Source organism: Sphingobium sp. TB-6 (assembly GCF_012927365.1).
Taxonomy (GTDB): Bacteria; Pseudomonadota; Alphaproteobacteria; order Sphingomonadales; family Sphingomonadaceae; genus Sphingobium.
In genome coordinates this window covers 16,582-39,516 of sequence record NZ_JABBGL010000011.1, presented here as the reverse complement: position 1 = coordinate 39,516, position 22,935 = coordinate 16,582, and the positions used below count along the sequence as shown (strand labels likewise).

Sequence of the window (22,935 nt, the reverse complement as noted above, 5' to 3'; positions counted from 1 at the left end):
GTCATCATGAGCCATTTCATCACCGCCAAGGACGGCACCCGCATCTTCTATAAGGATTGGGGACCGCGCGACGGACAGCCGATCATCTTCTCCCATGGCTGGCCGCTGAGCGCCGATGCCTGGGACGCGCAGCTCGTCTTCTTCGCCAATCAGGGCTTTCGTGCCATCGCCCATGACCGCCGCAGCCATGGTCGTTCGGACCAGGTGTGGGACAATAACAATATGGATGGCTATGCTGACGATCTGGCCGATCTGATCGAGACGCTGGACCTGCATGACGTCATATTGGTCGGCCATTCGACCGGCGGCGGCGAAGTCACCCGCTATGTCGGCCGCCATGGCACCAGCCGCGCCGCAAAGCTGGCGCTGATCGGCGCTGTCCCGCCGCTGATGCTGAAGACCGAAGCCAATCCCGGCGGCCTGCCGATCGAGGTGTTCGACGGTATCCGCAAAGGCACGTTCGACAATCGCAGCCAGTTCTTCAAGGATCTCACCATCCCCTTTTACGGCTATAACCGGAAAGGCGCGGCGATCTCCGAAGGCCTTCGCGAAGAATTCTGGCGGCAGGGCATGGCGGGCGGCTTGAAGGGCCAGCTCGACAGCATCCGCGCCTTTTCGGAAAGCGACTTCACCGCCGATCTGAAGAAGGTCGATGTGCCGACGCTCGTTCTGCACGGCGGCGACGACCAGATCGTGCCGATCGGCGCTTCGGCCCTCTCCACCGTCAAGATCGTGTCCCATGCTGTGCTGAAGGTGTATGAAGGGGCGGATCATGGACTGACGCAGACGCATCAGGATCGGTTCAACGCCGACCTGCTGGATTTCATCAACGGCTGAACCGCGAAGGGGGACTTCGCGCCCCCGACGCTGTGCTTACTGCAAGGAAACGACCATGGCTCAGGAAACATTCCTCATCACCGGCGCCTCGGACGGGATCGGCGCGATCTATGCCGACCGGATCGCCCGGCGCGGCGCCAATCTGATCCTCGTCGCCCGGCGCGTGGACAAGCTTGCCGATCTCGCCAACCAACTGCACGCCCAAACCGGCGTGCATGTCGAGGTGCTGGCGGCCGATCTCGCTGACCCAGAAGACCTCGCCCGGATCGAAGCCCGGCTGCGCGATGACGACAGCATCACCGGCCTCGTCAACAATGCCGGGATCGCGGGCGAGAGCAGCTTCGTCGACACCGATCCCGCCCATCTGACCGGCATGATCGACCTCAACGTGCTGGCGGTGACGCGGCTCTCCTCCGCCATCGCGCCGCGCCTCGCGAAAAAGGGAGCGGGGGCGATCATCAACATCACCTCGGTCACGGCGCTGATGCCGGAGAGCTTCAGTGCCGTCTATCCCGCGACCAAGGCGTTCGTGCTGGCCTTCACCGAAGCCCTCCAGGCGCAATTGGGGTCCAAGGGCGTGCGCGTGCAGGCGGTGCTGCCCGGAATCACGCGGACCGCGATCTGGAGCGACGAGCAACTCGCCAACTTTCCGCCGTCCATGGTGATGGAAGCGGGCGAGATGGTGGATGCCGCGCTCGCCGGTTTCGACATGGGCGAGCCGATCACCATTCCCGCCCTGCCCGACAATGCGCAACTCGACGCCTATCTGGCCGCCCGGGCGGCGTTGCGGCCCAATCTGTCGCTCGCCCATGCGGCGCCCCGCTATGGGATTACGCAAGCAGTGGAGTAATATGTCGTCACCTCTCCTGCCCGTCATTCCCCCCAAAAGCGGGAATGACGGGGAGGAGAGCGGCAGTTTTAAAAAGGAGGCATGTCATGATCCTCGATCTCATCCCCCTGCCGCAGTTCATCGCGCTGCATGTCGGCATCAGCCTGATCGGCATCGTGAGCGGCCTCGTCGCTCTCCCGGCCATGGCGCGAGGCTGGTGGGTGCCGCGCACGCAGGCGGTGTTTCTGGTGACGACGCTGCTCACCAGCCTCACCGGCTTCCTTTTCCCCTTCCACGGCTTCACGCCCGCGATCGGGGTGGGGGCGATCTCGACCGTCGATCTGGTGGTGGCCTTCGTCGCGCTCTTCGCCCTTGATCGCGCAAGCTGGGCACGGGCGGCCTATGCGATCAGCGCGACCGTGGCGCTGTGGCTTAACCTGTTCGTGCTGGTGGCGCAGGTATTCCAGAAGGTGGCGGTGCTGGATGCCCTGACGCCCAGCGTCATGCTCGCCGCGCAGAGCCTGCTGCTGATCGCGATGCTGGTCCTCGGCGCAGCGCTCCTGCGGCGCGCTCAGGCCAAGGACGAGCGGAACGCCGCCAATCGCGCCACCGCCTGATCCAGAACCTCGTCCGCCTTGGAAAAGCAGAGGCGGACGAGGTGCGTCACCGGATCGGCGGGGTAGAAGGCGGAAATCGGGATCGCCGCGACGCCGGCTTCATCGATGATCCGCTCGCAGAAGGTGACGTCGTCCATGGCGATGCCCGAAGCGGGCAGGTCTATGGTCACGAACCAGGTGGCGGCGCTGGAATTGACGGCATAGCCCGCCCCACGCAGCCCCTCCGCCAGACGGTCGCGCGACGCCTGATATCCCTCGCGCATGGCGGCGAACCAGCCCTCCGGCTTCGCCAACCCCTCGGCCACCGCCCATTGCAGGTTGGGCGGGGTGGTGAAGGTGACGAACTGATGCGCCCGCGCCAACAGGGTGGCGATGGGCGGCGCGGCGCACATCCAGCCGACCTTCCAGCCCGTGAGCGAGAAGATCTTCCCCGCCGATCCGATCTTCACCGTCCGTTCCCGCATGCCGGGGAAGCCGATCAGTGGCTTGTGCGCGATGCCATCGAAGGTGACATGCTCCCACACCTCATCGCAGATTGCGATCAGGTCATGCTCCACGCAAAACGCCGCCAGCAGCGCCAGTTCTTCGTCGCGCAGGGCGATGCCGGTGGGGTTCACCGGATTGTTCATCAGCAGGAAGCGGGTGTTTCCGGTAACGGCGGCCTCCAGCGCGTCACGCCCGATCCGCCAGTCGGGCGGGGTAAGGCGAAGGACGCGCGCTACGCCGCCGGCGCGCTCGATCAGCGGCAGATAGGCGTCGTAAAGCGGCGCCAGCACCAGCACTTCGTCGCCCGGCCGGACCAGCGCGAGCAGGCTGGCGGCGATCGCCTCGGTCGCGCCGGAGGTGACGATAACCTCCTGCGCCGTGAGGTCGAGGTCTTGATGCCGCGCATAATGCGCCGCCACCGCCTCGCGCAGTTCGGCAATGCCCGCCATGGGCGGATATTGGTTGGATCGGGTTAGCAGCGCATCGGCGGCGGCACGCAGGATCTCCTCCGGTCCCTGGGCGTCGGGAAAGCCCTGCCCCAGATTGATCGCGCCGGTTTCCCTGGCGCGGGCCGACATTTTTTCGAAGATGGTGGTGGGCATGTTCCGATAGACGGGATGGCCGAGAGGATCGCGAGCGCTCATGCCGGTCGACATGCCGGTTTTTGGGGCGAGGGGTCAAGTTGCATGCGATCGGCTCTCTCCTTCCGCCTTCCGATGCATTATTATGCCGCCTTTCCCATCGTCACGAGCGAGCAAAGATGATCGACCGCCTGTTCCTGCAACATCCCAGAGACGTGAACGAAAGCTACGGCCAGCATTTTCAAGTGGCGACGCGCTTCGGTTTCCTGATGGTGCGGGCGGGGTTCGCCTGCATGGTCCACGGGCTGGTGCCAGCCTTCTTCACCCGCACCGGCAGCGCCACGGTCAAGCGGCTCTATGGCGAAATGCGCCAGCGCCAGCCCGATCTGGCGGAACAGCAGCCGGCTTATCTGAGCCCGCAATGGCGGCCGGATTATGAGATTTGAGGCATAGAAAAAGCCGCCCGGTTGAGGCGGCTTTTGGTTCTGTAAAGGCTGCGGCACCTTGCGGTGCCGAGTAAATCGGATGACCGTCCCCCGGACGGTCATTTGATCCGATTTACTCCCACTCAATGGTCCCCGGCGGCTTCGACGTATAATCGTAAACTACGCGGTTGATGCCCTTCACCTCATTGATGATCCGTGTGGCCACGCGGCTGAGGAAGGCGGCATCGAAGGGGTAGATATCTGCCGTCATGCCGTCGGTGGACGTCACTGCCCGCAGCGCGCAAACCGAGTCATAGGTGCGGTGATCGCCCATCACGCCCACGGTCCGTACCGGTAGCAGCACCGCAAAGGCCTGCCAGATCGCATCATAGAGCCCGGCGTTGCGGATTTCCTCCAGATAGACCGCGTCCGCCTTGCGCAGGATGTCGCAGCGGTCCTTGGACACCTCGCCCGGAATGCGGATGGCAAGGCCGGGGCCGGGGAAGGGGTGCCGCCCGACGAAAATCTCAGGCAGGCCGAGTTCGCGGCCCAGCACGCGCACTTCGTCCTTGAACAGTTCGCGCAGCGGCTCGACCAGCTTCATGTTCATGCGCTCTGGCAGGCCGCCGACATTGTGGTGCGACTTGATCGTCACCGACGGCCCGCCGGTGAAGGACACCGATTCGATCACGTCGGGATAGAGCGTGCCCTGTGCCAAGAAGTCCGCCCCGCCGATCTTCTTCGCCTCTTCCTCGAACACCGCGATGAACTCGCCGCCGATGAACTTGCGCTTCTTCTCCGGGTCGGTCAGGCCCGCAAGGCCGCCCAGAAAGCGCTCCTCGGCATTCACATGGACCAGCTTGATGCCATAATGCTCGCGGAACAGGCTCACCACCTGCTCCGCCTCGCCCAGCCGCATCAGGCCATGGTCGACGAACACGCAGGTCAGCTGATCGCCAATGGCTTCGTGGATCAGCACGGCGGCGACGGCGCTGTCGACGCCGCCCGAAAGCCCGCAGATCACCCGGCCTTCACCGACCTGCGCCCGGATGTCGGCAATCTTGGTCGCGCGGAACTCCGCCATGGTCCAGTCGCCCGCCAGCCCGCAGACATGGCGCACGAAATTGGCGAGCAGCTTCGCGCCGTCGGGGGTGTGGACGACCTCGGGGTGGAACTGCGTCGCGTAAAAGCGCTTTTCCTCATTGGCGGTGATCGCATAGGGCGCGCCCTCGCTGACCGCCACGACCTCGAAGCCCGGCGCAAGCTGCGTCACCTTGTCGCCATGGCTCATCCAGACCTGATGGCGTTCGCCGTCGGTCCAAAGGCCGTCGAACAGCGCGCAGCCCTTCTTCACCTCGATGAAGGCGCGGCCGAATTCGCCGCTTTCGCCGCCTTCGACATTGCCGCCAAGCTGCTGCATCATCGTCTGCTGGCCGTAGCAGATGCCCAGGATCGGAATGCCCGCCTCGAAGAAATGCTGCGGGGCGCGAGGGGAATCCTCCCACATCACCGAGGAGGGGCCGCCGGACAGGATGATGCCCTTGGGCTTAAGCCGCTCGAAAGCTTCGGCGGCGCTATTGAACGGAGCGATCTCGGAATAGACGCCCGCCTCGCGCACGCGGCGCGCGATGAGCTGCGTCACCTGGCTGCCGAAGTCCACGATAAGGATGGAATCCTGAAGGGGCAGCGTCATCGAATCGCCTTTATATGTCCAGTGGAAGGGATTCGCGCCCGGTTAGTGCGCTTGGGCTTCCTTGTCCAGCGAAGCCGCGTCCTGCGCCCGCCCCGCAGCCCATCCCAGCAGCGCGCCGCCCGCCAATACCGCCGCGGCGATCAGGAAAGCGCTGCCGATGAAGGGCAGCAGCGGCTTGGCGCCCACCGACATCGAATAAACCGCCCCGAAGAACAGCGGCGACACTATGCCCGCGATCGAGCCGACGCTGTTGTTCGCGCCCTGCAACTGGCCCTGCTCGGACTCCGACACGTGTTGCGTCATCAGCGATTGGATGGTCGGCATCGCCAGTCCCCAGAGCGCATTGGGGAACATCGCCGCGACGAACAGCCAGCCCGTCGACGCCAACCCCATGGCCAATATCCCGACCGCGCCGAAGCCAAGCCCGATCACCATCGTCGTCCGATCGCCTAGCCGCTTCACCACCGGCCCGACCAGCACCCCTTGCACGCCCATGTCCATGAGGCCCATCAGCGCGAACAGCGCCCCCACCTGCCACGCCCCCCAGCCGTAGCGGTCACCCGCATAAAGCACGAACGCGGCGGTGAAGAGGTGATGCGCGAAATAAAGCAGGAAGTTGACGACAGCCAGGCTGGAGAGTTCCGGATGCGACCGCAGCAGTCGCAACGCGCCAAAGGGATTGGCCCGCTTCCACGAAAAATCCATCCTTCTGTCCGCGCCAAGCGATTCCGGCAGCACGAACAATCCATAGAGAAAGGCCAGCCCCGACAATCCCGCCGCCGCCCAGAAAGGCGCCCGCAGCGAAATCTCGCCCAGCACCCCGCCCAGCAGCGGTCCGGCGACAAAGCCCCCGCTGAACGCCGCCCCGATCAGGCCATAGCCCCGCGCCCGGCCTTCGGGCGGGGTGATGTCGGCCATATAGGCGAAGGTCGAGGTAAAGCTGGAGGACGTCACCCCCGCCAGCATCCGCCCCACCGCCAGCCACCAGAGATTGGGCGCCAGCGCCATCAGCAGGAAATCAAGCGCCAGCCCGGCCACCGAAACCAGAATCACCGGCCGCCGCCCGAACCTGTCGGAGAGCGACCCGATCACGGGCGAGCAGAGAAACTGCATCGCCGCCCAGAGCGCGACGAACAGCCCGTTCCACATCCCCGCCGCCGCATTGGAGCCGGAGAGCCTTTCGATGAGCTGCGGCAGCACCGGGATGATGATCCCCATCGACATGACGTCGAGCAGCGCCGTCACCAATATGAAGGCGATCGCGGCGGTTTGGCGATGGGGCATGCGGGCGGGCACGAGAAAACTCCTGGACGAGTTTCTCGCCTAGAGACTCCGCCTCGCCCTGCCAAGCCTTTGAGGCCGGTTACCGCGCGGCGCGGTCCCGGCGGAAATAGACATCCGCGATCCGGCCGTTCTGCACCGAACAGGTGAAATGCTGCGACCTGCCGTCCTGCGTTCGCCAGCCGGAGCGCACCTCGACATCTCCCTCCACATCATAGCCGCCGCGGGTTTCGCGCGGTTCCTGCACCTGGCGCACTTCGGCATAACCGCCGTCGCGTTCGGCTTCGTCGCGGGCGGCGAGGGCGCAATGGGTGATCGCTTCCTCGCTGGCCTGATCGGCCGGGGTGGCGGCGGGATCGTCCTGCCGGCCGTAGCGATCGGATTGGGGGCCGGAACGGGCGGGCTCCTGATCCGCCGCCACGACGTCCGAAAAATCATCGTCGGCGCGGGGTGGGCTTGCCTGATCCTCGGGCGTCTGAGGCTCGTCGGCGGGCGGCTGCGCCTCGTCGGACAAGTCGTCCTGTTGCTGCTGGTAGTCCTGTCGTGGCTGGAATGCCTGCGCCGAAGCCGCGCCGCCCGTCAGCAGGGCCAGCGCCATCAGCGATCCCGTCATCCACCTTGTCCTGTTCATCGGCCCGCATCCCTCAACCAGTTTTGCAGGAGTGCTATGCCTGTCCGGCTGTCAGGGGGCTGAACGGCTATTTCGGTTCGTCGCGTATCCGCAGCCCAGTGAACTGCGCGGCGAAGGCATAGTTGTCGGCATATTCGTCGATCAGTTTGTCGACCGGCTTGCCGGAGCCATGGCCGGCCTTGGTATCGATCCGGATCAGTCGCGGTTTCGGCCCCAGCTCCGCCGCCTGAAGCGCCGCTGCATATTTGAAGCTGTGCGCCGGGACCACCCGGTCGTCCGTGTCGCCGGTGGTGACGAGGATCGCGGGATAATCCTTGCCGCCGATGATGTTGTGATAGGGCGAATAGGCATAGAGCAGGCGGAAATCCTCCTCCCGGTCCGGCGATCCATAATCGTCGATCCAATAGCGTCCGGCGGTGAAGCGGTCGAAGCGCAGCATGTCCATCACCCCGACTGCGGGCAGGGCGGCGGCGAACAGGTCGGGCCGCTGGTTCACCACCGCCCCGACCAGCAGGCCGCCATTGGACCGGCCCTCGATCGCGAGGCCGTCTTTCGTTGTATAGCCATTGGCCTTCAGATATTCGCCCGCCGCGATGAAGTCGTCGAACACATTCTGCTTGTTGGCGAGGCGGCCCGCGTCATGCCACGCCTTGCCGAATTCCCCGCCGCCGCGCAGATTGGCGATGGCATAGACACCGCCCTGCTCCAGCCAGGCCATGCGGGTGGCCGAATAGCCGGGCGTCAGCGCGATGTTGAAGCCGCCATAGCCGTAAAGGATAGTCGGCGCGGAGGTCTTGGCGAGAGCCAGCGCCTTCTTGCGGATCACCGTCATCGGAATCATCGTGCCGTCTTTCGACGGGTAGCTGATCTGCTCGATGCCGTAATCGTCAGGGTTGAAGGGCAGGTCCGGCCGCGCGAACAGCTCGTACCGCAGCGTCGCGGTGTCGAAGCGATAGATGCTCGACGGCGTGGTGAAGCCGGAAAAGCTGAAAAAGGTTTCCGGGTCGCCGTCGCGCCCGCCAAAGCCTGCCGCCGTGCCCATGCCGGGCAGCGGCACGTCGCTGACCTTGCGCCCGTTCAGGTCGACCAGCTCCGCCACGGTTTCCGCATCGGACAGATAGGCGAGGATCAGCCGGTCCCCCACCAGCGATCCGCCGGCCAGCGTATCCATGCGTTCGGCCACCACCTGCTTGCCGCTGCGCCGGGGATAGCGGGCGTCGATGCTGACGACGCGGAGATGCGCGGCATATTGATCGGTGATGAAATAGAGCGTCGGCCCCCGGCTGCCGATCAGCCGCCAGTCATTGGTGATGCCCTTGACCAGCGATCGGATCTTCACCTTGCCGCCGGTCAGTTCGGCCAGATGCAGCTCCCGGCGCGGATCGGTGCCCTGGAAACTGCTGATGATCAGCCAGCGGCCGTCCTGGGTCACTTGCGCCATGTGGCTGAGCCGGGGTTGGTCGGGGGTGGCGTAGATCAGTTGGTCCTGTGCCTGCGACGTGCCGAGGCGGTGATAATAAAGCTGCTGCCCGACCGTAGAGGACTGAAAGCTGGCCCCATCCTGCGGCGCGGCGAAGCGGGAATAGAAGAAGCCCTGCCCCTGTCCGTCCCAGGCGAGCTGGGAGAATTTCACCCATTGCACCGCGTCGTCGAGCGGCCTGGCGGTGGCGACGTCCAAAACCTTGAGCGTGCGCCAGTCGCTTCCAGCCTCCTGCACGGCATAGAGCAGGAAGCGGCCGTCGGGGGAGGGCGCCCATTCTGCCAGCGCGTCCGACCCGTCCTCGGCCCAGTCATTGGGGTCGATCAGCAGGCGCTGCTGGCCATTGATGCCCTCGCGCACATAGAGCGGCGTCTGGTTTTGCAGCCCCTTGTTATAGCCGTAGAAGTAGCGCCCTCCTGCCTTACGCGGGATGGTGTAGCGGCCATGGGCGAGCAGAGCCTGCATCCGCGTCTTGAGGATGTCGCGGCCCGGCAGGGCGTCGATGAACCGGCGGGTGAGGCGGTTTTCCTGCGCTACCCAGTCGCGGATGGCGGGATCGCCGCGCAGGTCGTTTTCCAGCCAGCGATAAGGGTCGGTCACCTTGACCCCGAAATGATCCTCGACCAGATCGAGCCGTCTGGCGGCGGGATAGTGCAGTCCGGAGCTTTTGGCGCTGGCCTTGGCGGCGCTGGCGGCTGCATCCGGCTCTGCGTGGGCGGGAAGGGCGGCCAGCAACAGCGACGCCAAAGCAAGCCAGCCAAAGCCGCGCATCCTCTCTTTTTCCCCTATCCCGATGGAAACAAAACGAAACAGGCCGTGGCCCTTATCAAGCCACGGCCTGTTCTGAAATCAAATTACCACTTTTGAGTAAGCGGTATCAGCGGATCATGCCGCTTCCAGCTCGTCGGCATCGGCGCTCTGGACCGGACCCGAGTCCTGACCCTTGGCATCGACGTCGCGGTCGACCAGCTCGATGATCGCGATCGGCGCCGCGTCCGAAGCGCGGATGCCGGCCTTGATCACGCGGGTGTAGCCGCCATTGCGATCCTTGTAACGCTCGGCCAGGACTTCGAACAGCTTGGTGAGCTGCGTATCGTCCTGCAGGCGGGCATGGGCCAGACGGCGGTTCGACAGGCCACCCTTCTTGGCGAGGGTGATCAGCTTTTCGACGTAGGGACGCAGTTCCTTCGCCTTGGGCGTGGTGGTGAGGATCTGCTCATGCTTGATGAGCGAAGCCGCGAGGTTGCGGAGCAGCGAGTTACGATGCCCGGCGCTGCGCTGCAGCTTGCGATGACCAACCTTGTGACGCATTTTGTCTTCCTTCGTTCGTTAAGGGCCCGTTTGAGGTAGCCCAGACCAGGCGGCAATCGGGGGCGCCGCCGTTCCCCTGCCTGAAAAACAGGCGAAGTTCACACCGTCCATGGAGCCATGTCCATGGGGGTGTTCATTCCCCTCTCCGCGTGTCCGGGAGAGGGGAAAAGGATTAGCCCAGCAGCTCCTGTTCGAGCTTCTTGGCCATTTCCTCGATATTTTCCGGCGGCCAGCCGGGGATGTCCATCCCCAGGCGCAGGCCCATGGACGACAGCACTTCCTTGATCTCATTGAGCGACTTGCGGCCGAAATTCGGGGTGCGCAGCATCTCGGCCTCGGTCTTCTGGACCAGATCGCCGATATAGATGATGTTGTCGTTCTTGAGGCAGTTGGCGCTGCGGACCGACAGTTCCAGCTCGTCCACCTTCTTGAGCAGATAGCGGTTGATCTGGTTCGCGTCGCTTTCGCCTTCGCCAGCCGAGGCACCCGCAGAGGCACCGGCGGCCGGAGCGGCGACGGGCAGCGCGTCCTCGAAGTGGACGAAGAGCTGGAGCTGGTCCTGCAGGATGCGGGCGGCATAGGCCACCGCGTCTTCCGGCGTGACGGTGCCGTCGGTCTCGAGCGTCAGCGACAGCTTGTCATAGTCCAGTTCCTGGCCGACGCGGGTATTGTCGACCTTGTAGGCGACCTGACGGACCGGCGAGTAGAGCGCATCGATCGGGATCAGGCCGATCGGGGCGTCCGCCGGACGGTTGGCAACGGCGGGGACATAGCCCTTGCCGATGTCAGCGGTCAGTTCCATGTTGAGGGTCGCGCCCTGGTCCAGATGACAGATCACCAGATCGGGGTTCATCACTTCGATGTCGCCAACGGTGATGATGTCTCCCGCGCGCACTTCGGCAGGGCCGGTGGCGGACAGCTGGAGACGGCGCGGACCGTCGCCTTCCATGCGCAGCGCGACCTGCTTGATGTTGAGGACGATGTCCGTCACATCTTCGCGCACGCCGGCGAGCGAGGAGAATTCGTGGAGGACGTTCTCGATCTTGATCGAGGTGACCGCCGCGCCCTGGAGCGAGGACAGAAGAACCCGGCGCAGCGCATTGCCAAGCGTCAGACCGAAGCCGCGCTCCAGAGGTTCAGCGACGAACGTCGCCTTGCGCTTGCCGTCGCCCGCCACCTTGATCTCAAGGCTGTTGGGCTTCTTCAATTCCTGCCAGTTCTTCATGTTGACAGTCATGTATTTCCCCTGGGGATGAGGCCGAAACGTTCAAAAATCCTGACCCGACAGGACGTTCCGACCGATGCAGATGGGTAAGCGGGCGACGCGTCCGCCGCCCGCCAAAGCCTTGGCGTCGATGATCAGACGCGGCGGCGCTTGGAAGGACGCACGCCATTGTGCGGGATCGGCGTCACGTCGCGGATCGAGGTGATGTGGAAGCCGACGGCCTGCAGAGCGCGCAGAGCCGATTCACGGCCCGAACCCGGACCCTTCACTTCGACTTCCAGGGTGCGCACGCCATGTTCGGCTGCCTTGCGGCCAGCGTCTTCGGCGCAGACCTGCGCGGCGTACGGGGTCGACTTGCGGCTGCCCTTGAAGCCCATCATGCCGGCCGAGGACCACGAAATGGCGTTGCCCTGGGCGTCGGTGATGGTCACCATGGTGTTGTTGAAGCTGGCGTTGACGTGAGCCACGCCGGCCGAGATGTTCTTGCGTTCGCGGCGCTTGATGCGCTGGGGTTCGCGTGCCATTTTTGCTCTATCCTACTGAAATCGTTTGAAAGTAGAAGTCGCCGGAGGGTCATGCCAAAGGCTCGACCCTCAACGATTACTTCTTCTTGCCGGCGATCGGCTTGGCCTTGCCCTTGCGGGTGCGCGCATTGGTGTGCGTGCGCTGGCCGCGGACCGGCAGACCCTTGCGGTGACGCAGGCCGCGATAGCAGGCCAGATCCATCAGGCGCTTGATGTTCATCGCGGTTTCGCGGCGCAGGTCGCCCTCGACCGTGAGGTCGGCGTCGATCGCTTCGCGGATCTGCAGGACTTCGGCGTCCGACAAATCCTGAACGCGGCGGCTGTGGTCGATGCCCAGCTTGTCAGCGATGTCGGCGGCGGTCTTGCGGCCGATGCCGTGGATGTAGGTGAGCGCGATGATCACGCGCTTGTTGGTCGGGATGTTGACACCCGCAATACGTGCCATGGTATTCTGTACTCCTGCTCCACGGGGCGGTTGGCGCCGCCCCATCTCAAAGCGTCAGGGCTGAAAATCCTTGAATAAGGATTCGCAACCGATTCGATAGACCCCAAGACGCAAAAAAGACGGCCAGTGCCACCGCACTGCCGCTTGTCAGCGTATTGGGAAGGGGTGCCCTTACCGATTCGATCCCAGACTGTCAATGACGGGTCGGCGCAAAAGCGGTGAGATCTAGCGCTTCTTCGGACCCGCTCATCCGGCCGGAGCGGACGCATCATCCCGCCCTTTTCGGTTGATGCAATCCCTTTCCCTGGGCATGGAGGGGGGATGCGCTTCACTCTGCCCTCCGCCGCGCTGGCGCCCATCGCCATCCCGACCGCTTGCCTTCTGCTGGCGTCCTGCGTTGGCGCGCCCGAGCGGCCCGCCCCGGCCCCTGCGCCCCGGCCTGTTCCGGCGCCGCAGTCGGCGCCGCCTCCACCCGCGCCGCTCCAATGGCAGGACCGCGACACCACGCCCGGCGACTGGCGCTATCAGGTCGACGGCGCCGGATCGGTCGCCCTGTTCGGCGCTGATGCGCAAAGCAGCCTGTTCGTCATCCGCTGCGACAAGACGATGCGACGCATCAGCCTTTTGCGCCCTGGCATCGCCCAGCCGGCGATGACGCTACGGACAAGCTATGGCGCGGTGAGCTGGCCCGCCAGCGCGGCCGCCGGGACGGTCCCTGCGACGCAGGCGATCCGCGCCGCCAACGACGCGGCGCTCGATCAAATCGCCTATAGCCGGGGCCGTTTTGCGGTCGAGGTGCAGGGTCTGCCCACGCTGATCCTGCCCGCCTGGGCGGAGGTCGGCCGCGTCGTCGAGGATTGCCGCGCCTAAGTCTCTGATTTCAGGGAGTTTCCGCGATTTTCAAAGCAAATCGCCTGTGAAATGCGGACGTAGAAGTATGATTCGAAAAAAGAATTTTACAAGCCTTGAACATGCGGCCCGTCTGATTCACATATCATTTCATAGACGGCGAAGGACCAGTACCGGGAACGGCTATAGGGGCTTCAACTAGCGAAAGGAGGTGATCCGATGTCTCATGGTTCAGCAATGGGGTCGGTCAAGTCCATTCGGGGAACGCGCCGCTGAGCGACGCCGTTAGCGTCGGTTTTGCAGAATTTCGGTGACTGTCGACTGCGGCTTTCGCGGGCGAAGCGTCGTATCTGGAAAATAGCGCGATTACCGTTTCCCTTGGGCGGCGCTTCCGGCCGCTGACCATGTCAATGATGGGCCGTTGGGTAAACCACCCAACGGCCCCTCTCATTTTCTGGCAAGATCGTTGTTTACGATTTGCCGCGCTTTGGCTGGCAACTGTTCCACGGAAAATTGGCGGGTCTGCGCGTGCGCTCGCAGACCCGCCGGGGCATGATGCTGGCTGAAGGCTGGTTGACGATCAATCCGGTAGGATGGGGTGCAAGCCTGTCTGGATTGAGCGTCGGGCCAATGCCCCTACCCCCGCATCGTGCCCGTATCGATATAACGCTGGTGCCAGGCCAGCGCCTCGCCCGGCAACATGGGCGATTGCAGCCCGAACGACCCGGCCATCGCCCGCTTGAAATAATCCTTCAGCATCGGCCGGAAGTCCGGATGCGCGCAATTTTCCATGATCAGTTCCGCCCTCTGCCGGGGCGCCAGCCCGCGCAGGTCCGCCAGCCCCCGCTCGGTCACGATCACCTGCACATCCTGGTTGATATGATCGACATGGCTGCAATGCGGCACGATGGCGGAGATCGCGCCGCCCTTGGCGGTCGACGGCGTCGTGAAGATCGACAGGAACGCGTTGCGCGCAAAGTCCCCAGACCCGCCAATGCCGTTCTGAATCCGCGACCCCATCAGATGCGTCGAATTGACGTTGCCGTAAATGTCCGCCTCGATCAGTCCGTTCATCGCGATGCAGCCCAGCCGCCGCACCAGCTCGGGATGGTTGCTGATCTCCTGCGGCCGCAGGATCATCCGGTCCCGATAGCGCCCCATATCCGCATTCAGCCGGGCCGCCGCCTCCGGGCTCAGCGACAGGGACGTCGCGCTCGCCATGCGCAGCTTGCCCGTATCGAGCAGGTCCAGCATGCCGTCCTGGATTACTTCGGTAAAGGCGACCATATCCTCGAACGGCGCGTCGATCAGGCCGGTCAGCACCGCATTGGCGATATTGCCGACGCCCGATTGCAGAGGCAGCAGCGAGGCGGGCAGGCGGCCCTTCTTCACCTCATGGCTCAAAAACTCTAGCAAGTGCCCGGCGATCGCCCGCGCCTTGTCGTCGGGCGGGGTAAAGGGGGCGTTGCGGTCCGGCGCGTCCGTCTCGACCACCGCGATCACCTTGTCCTGATCGCAGCGGAAGGTGGGCTGGCCGATGCGCTGGTCGGCGCGCACCAGCGGGATGGGCTGGCGATGCGGCGGCAGCGCCGTGCCGTAATAAATGTCGTGCATCCCTTCCAGCGCGGGGTTCTGCCAGCGATTGACCTCCAGGATCACGCCCTTGGCCCGGTCGATCCACGTCTTGTTGTTGCCGACCGAGGCGGAGGGGATCAGTTCGCCCTCGGCCGTGATTCCCGTCACCTCGATCACGGCCACGTCCAGATCGCCCAGAAAACCCTGCCACGCCATCGGCGCCACCTGGCTCAGATGCATGTCGAAATATTGCATATGCCCGCTGTTGATCCGCTCGCGGGCAATCGGATCGCTGTTGTAGGGCAAACGGAACTCGATGCCATCGGCCTGCGCCAGCGCGCCGTCCAGCTCCGGCCCGGTGGACGCGCCGGTCCATACCTTCACCCGGAAAGGCTCGCCCGCTGCATGGGCGGCGGTCATCCGCGCGGCGAGCGCCAGCGGCACGGCCTTGGGATAGCCCGAGCCGGTAAAGCCGCTCATCCCGACGGCCATGCCGTTATGGATCAGCGCGGCGGCTTCCTCGGCCGTCCGGCATTTGGCGGCCAGCCCCGCATGGGCGATGCGATCGGTCATGGGCATCCTCTTCCTGCTTTCCTGCGCGATGGCTTCTGGCTTTTCGGCTCTCCTGACAATAAGGATAAGCCGCACAATATCTGTGCGAGTAGCGTTCAAATGTCCGATCTGTTGATCGCCATGCGGACATTCGTCCGACTATGCGAAAAACCCAATTTCTCCCGCGTAGCCGAAGAAATGCATGCGAGCCACACCACCATCGCGCGACGGCTCGATCAGGTGGAGGCGCATTTCGGCACGATCCTGTTCCATCGCACCACGCGCAGGCTGATCGCCACTCCGGAGGCGGACCGCCTACTGGTTCACGCCCGTGCGATGCTGGATGCGCTGGACGTGGCGGAGCAGGATTTCGGCCCGGTCCGCAACCAGCCGAGCGGCCTCGTGCGCATCGGCTTCACCACCGCGCTCGGCCTTTATTATGTCGAGCGGCTGGGCGAGCTGACCGCCTGCTATCCTGCGCTGCAGCTCGATTGCGCGATGACCGACTGGCAGCGCGATGTGGTGGAGGATCGCCTCGATCTTGCGTTGCGCGTGGGTCCGGTGGGCGATGAAAGCCTGGTCGTCCATCCGCTGGGCATGCTGCCGCGCCTGTTGGTCGCGCATCCCGCTTATCTGGCCGATCATGGCGCCCCGGCCACCGCCGAGGATCTTTCCGGCCATATCTGCATCGCCTATGCCTATGGCGATGTGCCCGCCCGCTGGACGATCGACGGGCGGGAGAGGGTGTTCGGCGGCACCTTCCGCAGCGACAGCAGCGAAGCCGTCCACCGCGCGGCCTTGAGTGGCCTTGGCATCGCGCTGCTCCCCGCGATCCGGGTAAAGGGCGACATCGAAGCGGGGCGGCTGGTTCCCGTCCTTCCCGACAGCAACATCGCCCCGCTCGACATATGGGCCGTCCACCCCTCGCACAAACGCCTGCCGCCAAGAGCCCGCGTGGTGCTGGACTTCCTCAAGGCCAATTTCCCGGGCGAACGACCCTGACTTTCATTCGTTTCGGGGGAAATCGGGAAATATTCGGCGCTACCGCTCCACCCCCTTGGCCTTCCCCCAGGCCCGCGCCGCCGTATATCCGAGATAGCCTGTGCCGAAGAGCGCATAGAGCGGCTCCGGCAATGCGTTGAAGTAAGCCCGCATCGCCCGGATGATCCCCGCCGCCATATCTGGCCGCACGCCGCCGATCAGCCCCAGCGGCACCGACCAGAGCAGCAAGCCGTACATCACATAGAGAAAGGCCGGCCGCGCCCGCAGCGTCCACCGGTCTTCCGCAATTCGCCTCGTCATGGGAGTTTCCCCTACCCGATCCGGTTTGCCAGCCAGCCATAGAGAAAGGCTTCATTGGCCGGCCGCTTTTCCGCCAGCGCCATATAGCGCTCCCCCTGCAGGGCTTCGAGCGCCACGATCAGCACCCGCTCCCCGGCCTTGCCGCGAAGCTTCAGAAACGCTCCCAGCGCCGCGAGGGTCTTGGCGCCGACCGACTGATCGACCTTCAGGTCGGGATAGTCCGCTTCATTGCGGTTGAGCGCGTTCAACGCGCGCTGGAGGAAGCCGCCGGCCGTCCCCGGCCCCATGTTCACCGCCGTATCGAACAGTTCCGCGGCGACTTTGGGCGCCAGTTCCGCGACAAAGGCGAAACCCGGCTTCTCCCAATAAAGCCGCCGATAGATCGCCTCCGCCACGCCGCGGGGGAAGGTGCGCATATCGCCCATAAACCCATTGGCCCGCGCCACCGCCTGGGTGATCCCGAAATTGGTAGGTCCGCCGCGATCGGCCGGATGGTTGCCATAAGCCCCCTCCCGCGCGATCACCTCATCGATCAGAGCCGAAATATCCATGAAACCCGCCCTCCTGTTGCAGAAAGGCGGATTATTTATCCCATTTGGTTCGTTGTAGGACAGCAAAAAAGCGCCGCTCAGCGCAAACGGGAATTTAAGATGGAGGAGGTTGGCAAGGCGTCTGACGCCTTAATCGTCTATTTGGTCGGGACGAGAGGATTCGAACCTCCGACCCCCACACCCCCAGTGTGATGCGCTACCAGGCTGCGCTACGTCCCGACCGGAGCGGCGCAATTAGAAGCAGTTTGGGGAATATGCAAGGGATTCGATGAAGGCTTTTTGCCCTTTCGTCGGAAACCCTAATCATGTTGCCTCAGCCGCCCTATCTGTGTTAGCCGCGCGCCCTTGATCTGTGGGCGTTTATCCTGCGTCCGCAACTGGACAAGACAATAAGGCGAAAGTCCCAAGCATGTTTATATCTCCAGCCTTTGCCCAGACTGCGGGCGGGGAATCGTCCGGCGCCTCCATGCTGGTTCAGATGGCCCCGCTGCTCCTGATCTTCGTTGTCTTCTATTTCCTGCTGATCCGTCCGCAGCAGAAGAAGATGAAGGACCATAAGGCCAAGATCGACGCCGTGAAGAAGGGCGATCAGGTCGTGACCGGCGGCGGTCTGGTCGGCAAGGTGGCCCGCGTCGACGAATTTTACGTCGATGTCGAACTGGCGCCGAACATGAAGGTCAAGGCGGTCAAGTCCACCCTGACCGACGTGATCGACCCCGCCACCGCCAAGCCTGCGAACGACTGAGCGGCCCGATGCTGAATTTCCCTCGCTGGGCGGTAGCCGCGATTCTGCTGCCCTTGGCCATTGGCATAGCCTGCGCCGTGCCGAGCTTCCTGCCCGATTCCGCGGTCGCGCACCTGCCCAAATTCATGCAGACCCGCGTGAATCTGGGCCTCGACCTGTCGGGCGGCAGCCATTTGCTGCTGGAAGCCTCGACCCAGGATGTCGCCAAGCAGCGCATCGCCAATATGGAGGAGCAGGTCCGCACGGAACTGCGCCGGGGCGATACCAAGATCGCGATTGGCGATATTTCCAGCCGCGACGGGAAATTGAGCTTCATGGTCCGCAACCCCTCGCAGGTCGATGCCGCTGTCGAGCGCATCCGGCCGTTGACGCAGGGGGCAGGCCTGACCGGCCAGCGCGACTTCAATGTCGAGGTGGTGAACAGTTCCACCATCACCATCACGCCGACCCAGGCGGGCATCGACAATGCGGTGAAGGGCGCGATGGAAGTCGCGACCGAGGTCATCCGCAAGCGCATCGACGAAATGGGCACGCGCGAGCCGACCATTCAGCAGCAGGGCGACAACCGCATCGTCGTGCAGGTGCCGGGCCTTCAAAATCCCAAGGCGCTGAAGGACTTGCTGGGCCAGACCGCCAAGCTTGAGTTCAAGCTGGTCGACGTCAACGCCAACCCCGCCGAAGTCGCGCAGGGCCGTGCGCCGGTGGGCAGCGAAGTCCTGCCCTATCCGGCCAATCCGTCCGGGTCGCCGGTGATCGCGGTCCATCGCCAAGTCATGGTGTCGGGCGAGGATCTGACCGACGCGCAGCAGGGTTTCAGCCCGCAGGGCAATGAGCCGATCGTCAACATCCGCTTCAACGGCGCGGGTGGGCGGAAATTCGGCCAGGTGACGTCGCAGAATGTCAACCGGCCCTTCGCCATCATCCTCGACGGCAAGGTGTTGTCGGCGCCGAACATCAACGAACCGATTCTGGGCGGCAGCGCGCAGATCAGCGGCAGCTTCACCGTGGAAAGCGCCAACCAGCTCGCCATCGCGCTGCGTTCGGGCAAGCTGCCCGTCGCGCTGACCGTGGTGGAAGAACGCACCGTCGGCCCGCAGCTCGGCGCGGACTCGATCAAGGCGGGTCTGCTCGCCTCGGTGATCGCGGTCGCGGCGGTCGCCATGTTCATGTTCGCCAGCTATGGCCGCTTCGGCATGTATGCGAACCTCGCCGTCGCCATCAACGTGCTGGTGATCCTGGGCGTGATGGGGATACTCGGCGCGACGCTGACGTTGCCGGGCATCGCCGGTTTCGTGCTGACCATCGGTACGGCGGTCGACGCCAACGTGCTGATCTACGAGCGTATCCGCGAGGAGCGTCGCCGTGGCCGGAACGTCGTGCAAGCGATCGAACATGGCTATAAGGAAGCCAGCCGCACCATTTTCGAGGCGAACGTGACCCACGCCATTGCTGGCGGCATCATGCTCGCTCTGGGCTCGGGTCCGGTGAAGGGCTTCGCGATCGTGCTGCTGATCGGCATCGCGACCAGCGTGTTCACTGCCGTCACCTTCACCCGCTGGATGGTGTCGCTCTGGGTCCGGGCCAAGCGCCCGACCGAGATCCACATCTGACGGGGCGAGAGAAACAATATGAAACTGCTTAAACTCGTCCCTGACAACACCAATATCGGCTTCGTGAAGCTGCGCCACTGGGCCTTTGGCCTGACGGCGCTGCTGACGGTGCTGGCGGTCGGCGCCACCTTCTACAAGGGTCTCAACCTCGGCGTCGATTTCGTGGGCGGCCTGATGATCGAGGCGAAGTTCCAGCAGCCGCCGCAGACCGACAAGGTGCGTGGGGTGATCGACCGTCTGGGCGTGGGCGATGGCTCGCTCCAGCAATTTGGCGATCCCAGGACGGTGCAAATCCGCCTGCCGCTCCCCGAACAGGGCGGCGCGGGAGCGGCCAACGCCATCGTCGAAAAGGCGCGCAAGGCGATGACGGCGGAATTTCCCGGCGTCACCTTCTCCCGCTACGACACGGTGTCGGGCAAGGTGTCGGGCGAACTGATCCAGAACGGCGTGCTGGCGGTGATGCTGGCGGTGATCGGCATCGCGATCTTCTCCTGGTTCCGCTATGAATGGCAGTTCGGCATCTCGACCTTCGTCGCGATCATGCACGACGTGCTGATGACGCTGGGCTTCTTCGCCATCACGCAACTGGAATTCGACCTCAACATCGTCGCCGCCGTGCTGACGATCGTGGGTTATTCGATCAACGACAAGATGGTGATCGACGACCGCATCCGCGAAAATATGCGCAAATATCGCAAGATGGACATGAAGGCGCTGATCGACCTGTCCGTCAACGAGACGCTGCCGCGCACAGTCATGACGTCGGTAACGGTGCTGCTGGCGCTGGGTGCGCTGCTGCTGCTGGGCGGCCATGTGCTGCGCGGCTTCACGGCGGCCATGATGCTGGGCATCATCGTCGGCACCTATTCGTCGGTCTATGTGTCCTCTTCGCTGCTGATCACTCTCGGTTTGTCGCCCGCGACGGCCGAGAAGAAGGCGAGCAAGACCAATATCGCGGCGCAGGCCGAGCGCATGGGACCGCGTGACGATGGAGCGCGGCCCTGAACGGCGACGCATCGGGAAAGGGGCGCACGGGGATCGAACTGCGCCGCGATGAGGCGGGGCAGGGGCCGATCGTCACCGGCTTTCAGGGGCGGGGCTTTCGGGTCAGGGACGATGTCTTTCCCGATGGCCTGCTGCTTTCGCCGGTGCGTGCCCTGGCCTGGCAGGAGGCGCCGCGCGTCGAGGCTCTGACCGTGCCGGATCTGGGCGACCTGTTCGACCTTGATCCGCTGCCGGAATTTCTGCTGATCGGCACGGGCGCTAGCCTGCGCCAGCCGCCGCGCCCCTTCGTCCGGGAACTGGAAGCCAAGGGCATCGGGGTCGAGGTGATGGACAGCCGCGCCGCCGCCCGCGCCTGGGGCGTGTTGCGCGCCGAGGAACGCTGGATCGTCGCGGCCCTGCTGCCGCTCATCTAGGGGCATTTGCGCTTTATCGAAGGGGCTTTCCGGGGCCGCCTTGCGCTTTTTTCTTCATCCGCTTACTCTTGGGGCAAGTTCCGGCGCCTTTCGGCGTTGGCGAAGAAGAAAAGAGATACGGCCATGGTGCAGCAAAGCCGCCCATCGCCGCAGAGTTCCGGCCCAGCCGGCGGAGTTTCGGGCACAGGGGTCCGTTCCGGTCAGGGCAATGGGAGCAAGGCTGCGGCCCTCACTCCCCCGTCGAAATCGCGGGGTCTTTTGCCTCATCCGCTGCGCGGACGCCGCTCTTATGCGGCCATCGACCTGGGCACCAATAATTGCCGTTTGCTGATCGCCAAGCCCTCGGCCGACGGCTTCATCGTCGTCGACGCCTTTTCCCGAATCGTGCGGCTGGGGGAGGGGCTTGCGGCTTCGGGGCGGATCAGCGACGAAGCCATTGAGCGCGCCATTGCGGCATTGTCGGTCTGTGCGGACAAGCTGCGCCGCCGCCATGTCACCTTGGCCCGATCGGTCGCGACGGAGGCCTGCCGACGCGCCTCGAACGGCGCCGATTTCATCCAGCGCGTCTACCGCGAAACCGGCATCGCGCTCGATATCATTACCGCGCAGGAAGAGGCGCGGTTGGCGGTGCTGGGCTGTCACGCGCTGCTGGAGCCGGGCGATGGTCCGGCGCTGATCTTCGACATTGGCGGTGGGTCGACCGAACTGGTTCTGGTCAACTCCCGCCGGGAGGGCGCGCCGCATATCGTCGATTGGGTGAGCGCGCCCTGGGGCGTCGTGTCGCTGACCGAGAGCGAGCCCTTCGATCATGCCGATCCCATGGATCGTCTGGCGGCTTATGGCCGGATGCGCGCGCGCGTGGCCGATGCTTTCTCGCCGCTGGCCCGCCGCCTGCCCACTCCGCAGCCCGATATCCGCTTGCTCGGGACATCGGGGACAGTGACGACGCTGGCCAGCCTGCATCTTGACCTGCCGCGCTATGACCGGCAGGCGATTGACGGGCTGATCGTGCCGTCGACGTCGATGCGGGCGATTTCCGCGCGCCTGTCCTCCATGGCTCTGGCGGAGCGGCAGAAGCTGCCCTGCATCGGGACGGAGCGGGCCGATCTGGTGGTGGCGGGTTGCGCCATATTGGAATCTATCCTCGACATCTGGCCTGCCCAGCGATTGGGCGTGGCGGATCGCGGCATTCGCGAAGGCATATTGCGCGGCCTGATGGACCGCGACGGAGTAAAGATGTGAGAGGCGAGCTTTGAGAGGCACTGGCGCCGGCAAGGTGCGGGTCAAGACGGCGAAGGGACGGACGGCGCAGTCCACCCGCTGGCTCGAGCGGCAGTTGAACGACCCCTATGTCCGCCGCGCCAAGGCGGAAGGGTGGCGCAGCCGCGCCGCCTTCAAGCTGATTGAGCTGGACGAGAAGTTCCACTTCGTAAAGGGATCGCGGGCTGTCGTCGATCTGGGCGTGGCGCCGGGCGGCTGGGCGCAGGTGGTGCGCAAGCTCTGCCCCAAGGCGAAGGTGGTGGGCATCGACCTGCTGCCGACCGATCCCATCCCCGGCGTGACGCTGTTCCAGATGGACTTCATGGACGACAAGGCGCCCGCCTTGTTGGCGGAGGCTTTGGGCGATGCGCCGGATCTGGTGATTTCCGACATGGCGGCCAATACGGTCGGGCATGCGGCGACGGACCATCTGCGCACCATGGGGCTGGTCGAGGCGGCGGCGATGTTCGCGGTGGAAAATCTGCGCAAGGGCGGCACCTTCGTCGCCAAGGTGTTCGCGGGCGGCACGGACGCCGATCTGCTGGCCATCCTCAAGAAGCATTTCACCACGATCAAACATGCCAAGCCGCCCGCCAGCCGGAAGGGCAGCGTCGAATGGTATGTCGTGGCGCAAGGGTTCAAGGGGCGGCCTGAAGCCGAAAGCTGAACCGGCCGACGGGCGCGGGATCGCGCCTGCGATCAAGCCAA

General features: G+C 64.5%; 24 protein-coding genes and 1 tRNA gene. 12 read left to right on the top strand and 13 right to left on the bottom strand.

Annotation, left to right across the window (positions count from 1 at the left end; all coding sequences use genetic code 11):
* Nucleotides 1-6: 6 nt before the first annotated feature.
* From HHL26_RS15650 to HHL26_RS15640, 3 genes are all read left to right on the top strand, one after another.
* The gene (locus HHL26_RS15650) at nucleotides 7-837 is read left to right on the top strand and encodes an alpha/beta hydrolase (RefSeq protein ID WP_066562069.1); all 831 of its coding nucleotides are present in this window, start codon (nucleotides 7-9) and stop codon (nucleotides 835-837) included.
* Between the two features lie 55 nt (nucleotides 838-892).
* Nucleotides 893-1,687, top strand: a complete 795-nt coding sequence (locus HHL26_RS15645; RefSeq protein ID WP_066560793.1) for an SDR family oxidoreductase — start codon at nucleotides 893-895, stop codon at nucleotides 1,685-1,687.
* A gap of 86 nt (nucleotides 1,688-1,773) precedes the next feature.
* Complete coding sequence (locus HHL26_RS15640; RefSeq protein WP_066560792.1) at nucleotides 1,774-2,283, top strand: hypothetical protein; 510 nt, start codon at nucleotides 1,774-1,776, stop codon at nucleotides 2,281-2,283.
* Here the strand turns inward: HHL26_RS15640 and HHL26_RS15635 are convergent.
* Nucleotides 2,238-3,425, bottom strand: a complete 1,188-nt coding sequence (locus HHL26_RS15635; protein ID WP_169576166.1) for an aminotransferase — start codon at nucleotides 3,423-3,425, stop codon at nucleotides 2,238-2,240. The genes HHL26_RS15640 and HHL26_RS15635 overlap by 46 nt on opposite strands.
* Before the next feature lie 104 nt (nucleotides 3,426-3,529).
* On the opposite strand from HHL26_RS15635, the gene HHL26_RS15630 reads away from it, so the two are divergent.
* Entirely contained in the window at nucleotides 3,530-3,796 is a 267-nt protein-coding gene (locus HHL26_RS15630) for a DUF6356 family protein (RefSeq protein ID WP_066553319.1), read from the top strand.
* A gap of 112 nt (nucleotides 3,797-3,908) precedes the next feature.
* Here HHL26_RS15630 and guaA read toward each other — a convergent pair whose 3' ends face one another.
* The 8 genes from guaA to rpsM form a co-directional block, all read right to left on the bottom strand.
* Nucleotides 3,909-5,468, bottom strand: a complete 1,560-nt coding sequence (guaA, locus tag HHL26_RS15625) for a glutamine-hydrolyzing GMP synthase (protein WP_066553321.1) — start codon at nucleotides 5,466-5,468, stop codon at nucleotides 3,909-3,911.
* Between the two features lie 42 nt (nucleotides 5,469-5,510).
* On the bottom strand, nucleotides 5,511-6,764 hold the full coding sequence (locus HHL26_RS15620) for a TCR/Tet family MFS transporter (RefSeq protein ID WP_237229903.1): 1,254 nt from the start codon (nucleotides 6,762-6,764) through the stop codon (nucleotides 5,511-5,513).
* Between the two features lie 67 nt (nucleotides 6,765-6,831).
* Complete coding sequence (locus HHL26_RS15615) at nucleotides 6,832-7,380, bottom strand: hypothetical protein (protein ID WP_066553328.1); 549 nt, start codon at nucleotides 7,378-7,380, stop codon at nucleotides 6,832-6,834.
* A gap of 67 nt (nucleotides 7,381-7,447) precedes the next feature.
* Entirely contained in the window at nucleotides 7,448-9,631 is a 2,184-nt protein-coding gene (locus tag HHL26_RS15610; RefSeq protein WP_066553331.1) for a prolyl oligopeptidase family serine peptidase, read from the bottom strand.
* A gap of 114 nt (nucleotides 9,632-9,745) precedes the next feature.
* Nucleotides 9,746-10,171, bottom strand: coding sequence for a 50S ribosomal protein L17 (rplQ, locus tag HHL26_RS15605; RefSeq protein WP_066553334.1), 426 nt, complete (start codon nucleotides 10,169-10,171; stop codon nucleotides 9,746-9,748).
* A gap of 172 nt (nucleotides 10,172-10,343) precedes the next feature.
* Complete coding sequence (locus tag HHL26_RS15600; protein ID WP_066553338.1) at nucleotides 10,344-11,408, bottom strand: DNA-directed RNA polymerase subunit alpha; 1,065 nt, start codon at nucleotides 11,406-11,408, stop codon at nucleotides 10,344-10,346.
* Between the two features lie 122 nt (nucleotides 11,409-11,530).
* Nucleotides 11,531-11,920 (bottom strand): 30S ribosomal protein S11, encoded by a 390-nt coding sequence (gene rpsK / locus HHL26_RS15595; RefSeq protein ID WP_004208752.1) that lies wholly within the window; start codon nucleotides 11,918-11,920, stop codon nucleotides 11,531-11,533.
* A 76-nt stretch (nucleotides 11,921-11,996) separates the two neighbouring features.
* Nucleotides 11,997-12,365, bottom strand: a complete 369-nt coding sequence (gene rpsM, locus HHL26_RS15590) for a 30S ribosomal protein S13 (protein ID WP_066553341.1) — start codon at nucleotides 12,363-12,365, stop codon at nucleotides 11,997-11,999.
* Nucleotides 12,366-12,686: 321 nt separating this feature from the next.
* Here rpsM and HHL26_RS15585 point away from each other — a divergent pair, with 321 nt between their 5' ends.
* Nucleotides 12,687-13,235 carry a hypothetical protein gene (locus HHL26_RS15585; protein WP_066553344.1) on the top strand — a complete coding sequence of 183 codons (549 nt, stop codon included), beginning with the start codon at nucleotides 12,687-12,689 and terminating at the stop codon, nucleotides 13,233-13,235.
* 615 nt (nucleotides 13,236-13,850) lie between these two features.
* On the opposite strand, the gene HHL26_RS15580 is transcribed toward HHL26_RS15585, so the two are convergent.
* The gene (locus HHL26_RS15580) at nucleotides 13,851-15,362 is read right to left on the bottom strand and encodes an acetyl-CoA hydrolase/transferase family protein (protein WP_066553346.1); all 1,512 of its coding nucleotides are present in this window, start codon (nucleotides 15,360-15,362) and stop codon (nucleotides 13,851-13,853) included.
* A gap of 99 nt (nucleotides 15,363-15,461) precedes the next feature.
* Between HHL26_RS15580 and HHL26_RS15575 the strand changes: the two genes are divergently transcribed.
* Complete coding sequence (locus HHL26_RS15575; RefSeq protein WP_066561251.1) at nucleotides 15,462-16,343, top strand: LysR family transcriptional regulator; 882 nt, start codon at nucleotides 15,462-15,464, stop codon at nucleotides 16,341-16,343.
* 39 nt (nucleotides 16,344-16,382) lie between these two features.
* Here the strand turns inward: HHL26_RS15575 and HHL26_RS15570 are convergent, their stop codons facing one another.
* The 3 genes from HHL26_RS15570 to HHL26_RS15560 all read right to left on the bottom strand — a co-directional run bounded on the left by HHL26_RS15570 (nucleotide 16,383) and on the right by HHL26_RS15560 (nucleotide 17,413).
* Nucleotides 16,383-16,643 (bottom strand): 3TM-type holin, encoded by a 261-nt coding sequence (locus HHL26_RS15570; RefSeq protein ID WP_066553349.1) that lies wholly within the window; start codon nucleotides 16,641-16,643, stop codon nucleotides 16,383-16,385.
* An 11-nt stretch (nucleotides 16,644-16,654) separates the two neighbouring features.
* Nucleotides 16,655-17,194 (bottom strand): glycosyl hydrolase 108 family protein, encoded by a 540-nt coding sequence (locus HHL26_RS15565; protein WP_066553352.1) that lies wholly within the window; start codon nucleotides 17,192-17,194, stop codon nucleotides 16,655-16,657.
* Nucleotides 17,195-17,336: 142 nt separating this feature from the next.
* A tRNA-Pro gene (locus HHL26_RS15560) sits at nucleotides 17,337-17,413 on the bottom strand.
* Nucleotides 17,414-17,603: 190 nt separating this feature from the next.
* Between HHL26_RS15560 and yajC the strand changes: the two genes are divergently transcribed.
* The 6 genes from yajC to HHL26_RS15530 all read left to right on the top strand — a co-directional run bounded on the left by yajC (nucleotide 17,604) and on the right by HHL26_RS15530 (nucleotide 22,894).
* Nucleotides 17,604-17,939: a preprotein translocase subunit YajC gene (yajC, locus tag HHL26_RS15555; RefSeq protein WP_066553354.1), complete on the top strand. Its 336-nt coding sequence runs from the start codon at nucleotides 17,604-17,606 to the stop codon at nucleotides 17,937-17,939.
* Between the two features lie 8 nt (nucleotides 17,940-17,947).
* Nucleotides 17,948-19,549 carry a protein translocase subunit SecD gene (gene secD / locus HHL26_RS15550; protein WP_066553356.1) on the top strand — a complete coding sequence of 534 codons (1,602 nt, stop codon included), beginning with the start codon at nucleotides 17,948-17,950 and terminating at the stop codon, nucleotides 19,547-19,549.
* Nucleotides 19,550-19,567: 18 nt separating this feature from the next.
* On the top strand, nucleotides 19,568-20,554 hold the full coding sequence (gene secF, locus HHL26_RS15545) for a protein translocase subunit SecF (protein WP_066553359.1): 987 nt from the start codon (nucleotides 19,568-19,570) through the stop codon (nucleotides 20,552-20,554).
* Between the two features lie 68 nt (nucleotides 20,555-20,622).
* Nucleotides 20,623-20,967 (top strand): MTH938/NDUFAF3 family protein, encoded by a 345-nt coding sequence (locus HHL26_RS15540; RefSeq protein WP_082748367.1) that lies wholly within the window; start codon nucleotides 20,623-20,625, stop codon nucleotides 20,965-20,967.
* A gap of 123 nt (nucleotides 20,968-21,090) precedes the next feature.
* Nucleotides 21,091-22,209, top strand: a complete 1,119-nt coding sequence (locus tag HHL26_RS15535) for a Ppx/GppA phosphatase family protein (protein WP_066553365.1) — start codon at nucleotides 21,091-21,093, stop codon at nucleotides 22,207-22,209.
* A 10-nt stretch (nucleotides 22,210-22,219) separates the two neighbouring features.
* Nucleotides 22,220-22,894 carry an RlmE family RNA methyltransferase gene (locus tag HHL26_RS15530; RefSeq protein WP_066553367.1) on the top strand — a complete coding sequence of 225 codons (675 nt, stop codon included), beginning with the start codon at nucleotides 22,220-22,222 and terminating at the stop codon, nucleotides 22,892-22,894.
* The last annotated feature ends 41 nt before the right edge of the window (nucleotides 22,895-22,935 follow it).

What these genes read in the sequence shown, in the direction of transcription:
- HHL26_RS15650 (WP_066562069.1), top strand. Translation starts at nt 7, where the DNA reads ATGAGCCATTTCATCACCGCCAAGGACGGCACCCGCATCTTCTATAAG.
- HHL26_RS15645 (WP_066560793.1), top strand. Translation starts at nt 893, where the DNA reads ATGGCTCAGGAAACATTCCTCATCACCGGCGCCTCGGACGGGATCGGC.
- HHL26_RS15640 (WP_066560792.1), top strand. Translation starts at nt 1,774, where the DNA reads ATGATCCTCGATCTCATCCCCCTGCCGCAGTTCATCGCGCTGCATGTC.
- HHL26_RS15635 (WP_169576166.1), bottom strand. Translation starts at nt 3,425, where the DNA reads ATGTCGACCGGCATGAGCGCTCGCGATCCTCTCGGCCATCCCGTCTAT.
- HHL26_RS15630 (WP_066553319.1), top strand. Translation starts at nt 3,530, where the DNA reads ATGATCGACCGCCTGTTCCTGCAACATCCCAGAGACGTGAACGAAAGC.
- guaA (WP_066553321.1), bottom strand. Translation starts at nt 5,468, where the DNA reads ATGACGCTGCCCCTTCAGGATTCCATCCTTATCGTGGACTTCGGCAGC.
- HHL26_RS15615 (WP_066553328.1), bottom strand. Translation starts at nt 7,380, where the DNA reads ATGAACAGGACAAGGTGGATGACGGGATCGCTGATGGCGCTGGCCCTG.
- HHL26_RS15610 (WP_066553331.1), bottom strand. Translation starts at nt 9,631, where the DNA reads ATGCGCGGCTTTGGCTGGCTTGCTTTGGCGTCGCTGTTGCTGGCCGCC.
- rplQ (WP_066553334.1), bottom strand. Translation starts at nt 10,171, where the DNA reads ATGCGTCACAAGGTTGGTCATCGCAAGCTGCAGCGCAGCGCCGGGCAT.
- HHL26_RS15600 (WP_066553338.1), bottom strand. Translation starts at nt 11,408, where the DNA reads ATGACTGTCAACATGAAGAACTGGCAGGAATTGAAGAAGCCCAACAGC.
- rpsK (WP_004208752.1), bottom strand. Translation starts at nt 11,920, where the DNA reads ATGGCACGCGAACCCCAGCGCATCAAGCGCCGCGAACGCAAGAACATC.
- rpsM (WP_066553341.1), bottom strand. Translation starts at nt 12,365, where the DNA reads ATGGCACGTATTGCGGGTGTCAACATCCCGACCAACAAGCGCGTGATC.
- HHL26_RS15585 (WP_066553344.1), top strand. Translation starts at nt 12,687, where the DNA reads ATGCGCTTCACTCTGCCCTCCGCCGCGCTGGCGCCCATCGCCATCCCG.
- HHL26_RS15580 (WP_066553346.1), bottom strand. Translation starts at nt 15,362, where the DNA reads ATGACCGATCGCATCGCCCATGCGGGGCTGGCCGCCAAATGCCGGACG.
- HHL26_RS15575 (WP_066561251.1), top strand. Translation starts at nt 15,462, where the DNA reads ATGTCCGATCTGTTGATCGCCATGCGGACATTCGTCCGACTATGCGAA.
- HHL26_RS15570 (WP_066553349.1), bottom strand. Translation starts at nt 16,643, where the DNA reads ATGACGAGGCGAATTGCGGAAGACCGGTGGACGCTGCGGGCGCGGCCG.
- HHL26_RS15565 (WP_066553352.1), bottom strand. Translation starts at nt 17,194, where the DNA reads ATGGATATTTCGGCTCTGATCGATGAGGTGATCGCGCGGGAGGGGGCT.
- yajC (WP_066553354.1), top strand. Translation starts at nt 17,604, where the DNA reads ATGTTTATATCTCCAGCCTTTGCCCAGACTGCGGGCGGGGAATCGTCC.
- secD (WP_066553356.1), top strand. Translation starts at nt 17,948, where the DNA reads ATGCTGAATTTCCCTCGCTGGGCGGTAGCCGCGATTCTGCTGCCCTTG.
- secF (WP_066553359.1), top strand. Translation starts at nt 19,568, where the DNA reads ATGAAACTGCTTAAACTCGTCCCTGACAACACCAATATCGGCTTCGTG.
- HHL26_RS15535 (WP_066553365.1), top strand. Translation starts at nt 21,091, where the DNA reads ATGGTGCAGCAAAGCCGCCCATCGCCGCAGAGTTCCGGCCCAGCCGGC.